Source organism: Paenibacillus sp. Marseille-Q9583, assembly GCF_976954365.1.
This window is the reverse complement of the sequence record NZ_CDRJTB010000157.1, coordinates 1-1,137: the sequence shown is the minus strand read 5'-3', so window position 1 is coordinate 1,137 and position 1,137 is coordinate 1. Positions and strand designations below refer to the sequence as shown.

1 protein-coding gene is annotated in these 1,137 nt (G+C 49.7%); it reads right to left on the bottom strand.

Annotated elements, in window-relative coordinates; all coding sequences use genetic code 11:
* Positions 1-1,137: non-ribosomal peptide synthetase (locus tag ACWNM1_RS30555; RefSeq protein ID WP_449603931.1), on the bottom strand; the 1,137-nt coding region annotated here is incomplete at both ends.

Sequence of the window (1,137 nt, the reverse complement as noted above, 5' to 3'; positions counted from 1 at the left end):
TAGGGATCATATACACGGGCAGGTGTTGCCCCAGATAACCCCGCAGCTCCGCTGCCGATAACCTAGCATCTGCTACCACATACGCGCACAGGGTTTGCTGTCCATCTCCATCTTTGCGCGCTACCACAACTACTTCCTGGATTGATGGATGGGTTAATAAGCAAGTCTCGATTTCTCCCAGCTCAATCCGGTATCCCCGAATCTTCACCTGATCGTCCATCCGCCCTAAATACTCGATGTTCCCGTCCGGCAACCACCGGGCTAAATCGCCTGTTTTGTACAGTCGCTCACCACTCTTAAATGGATTAGGAATAAATTTTTCTGCTGTCAGTTCCGGCCGGTTCAAATACCCTCGGGCTAGACCCATCCCTCCAATGTGCAGTTCCCCAGCTACACTGATTGGGACCACTTGTCCGTCGGTATCAAAGATGTATACCTTCGTATTACTGATTGGTTGCCCTATTGGAATAACGCTACCATTCTCCTTCACTTCATGGTACATCGACCATATCGTGGTTTCTGTAGGTCCATAAAAGTTCCAAACCGTATTGCTTTTACTCATGTAATCATTAGCAATCCCTACAGACAGTGCCTCCCCGCCCATAATAATCTTCTTATCACGTATATCGAATTGGCTTAACATTCTTAAGGTGGACGGGGTGCCTTGTATCATGGTTATGTTCGTAATTACCGCCTGATCTACACTTTTGGCCGACTCAACAATTGAGATCTGTGCGCCTATCATCAGCGGTGCAAATTGCTCTACCGCAGCAATGTCAAAAGAAATTGTGGTTAAACTAAGTAGGGTATCTGTTGCTTCGATCGGGAGAACGTCAATCATGTCCAGTAGAGTATTCAGTACCGAAGCATGCTCAATGAGAACCCCCTTCGGCTTCCCCGTCGAGCCTGAGGTATAGATCACATACGCCAAATTTTGAGGCGTTACCCCACTCACCGGATTGTCCACCGCTTCCCCTGGAATGTCCGTCGGTTCCCGGTCCAGCAAGCAAATCACTGCCTCACTTTCCGGTATCTCTCCCGCCAGGCTCTCCTGGGTGAGTAACCACCGGACTTGCGCATCAGCCATCATATACGCGATGCGTTCCCGTGGGTACGCTGGATCCAGCGGGACATACG